General features: G+C 66.6%; 1 protein-coding gene. It reads right to left on the reverse strand.

Annotation, left to right across the window (positions count from 1 at the left end; genetic code table 11):
* Position 1: 1 nt before the first annotated feature.
* A partial coding sequence (locus F8271_RS31550; RefSeq protein ID WP_151493415.1) for a transposase occupies positions 2-866 on the reverse strand: 865 nt, incomplete at its 5' end.

Below are 866 nucleotides of genomic sequence, written 5' to 3' on the forward strand. Positions count from 1 at the left end.
GCTAGTTGGCCAGGGCATAGTCTCGGTTGAGTCGGGTGCGTTGGTGGAACCAGCGTGCTCGGGCTTGGTGGCGGCGTCGCCAGTTGCGCCAGTGGGTGTCGTGGTCGGTGGGTTTCGGTCGGTGCCAGGTTGTGGCGAGCAGGCGTGCGGTCTCGGGGATGGTCAGCGGGATCATGCCGGGCTCGGACGGTGGTCGCTGATCGGGTGTGTTCGGTGGTGGGGCTTGGGTGTCGGTGCGGGTTTTGAGGCGGGCGGCGGTGATCGCGCAGATGGCCAGGGCGGTCATGACCAGCACGGTGTGTCGGATGATCGCGGTGTGTAGCCGGGCTTGGCATTGATCCAGGCCGAAGGAGTCCTTGCTGAACTCGAACGTTTCCTCGACCGGCCAGCGCAGCCCGGCGGCCCGTACGAGCCTGGCCAGGGTCAACGGTTGGTCTTGCGGCACGTAGCAGTAGTGAAAGGCCAGGTCACCGCTTTTGAGGTGACGGCGTACCAGTAGGTAGTGCCGGGGTGAGATGGTCGCGATCCATGCCCACGCGTACCAGCGTTGTCCCTTCGAGCCGGCGCCGGCCGAGCGGATCTGCCACCGGCGTTCGTCCTTGGCGAGCACGGCGACGGCCTGGGCGCAGGTCGTGCGGGTTTCCGGGTTCAGCGTGAGCGTGAAGTTCGAGGCGACGCGGAGCACGTAGGCCTGCTGCCGGTCTTCGAAGAACTCCCGTAGTGGGGTGCAGTTGCCGTAGACCTCGTCGCCGCAGGCGAAGTCGAAGACGACGCCGTCAGCGTATGCGTCGGTGCAGATGTCGATGGCCAGCTGCCCTTTGGTCCGGAATGTCAGCCCGTCCGCGATGCCCATCCCCGCCGCGGTG

Origin of the sequence: Micromonospora sp. ALFpr18c (assembly GCF_008868155.1) — a bacterium.
Taxonomy (GTDB): Bacteria; Actinomycetota; Actinomycetes; order Mycobacteriales; family Micromonosporaceae; genus Micromonospora.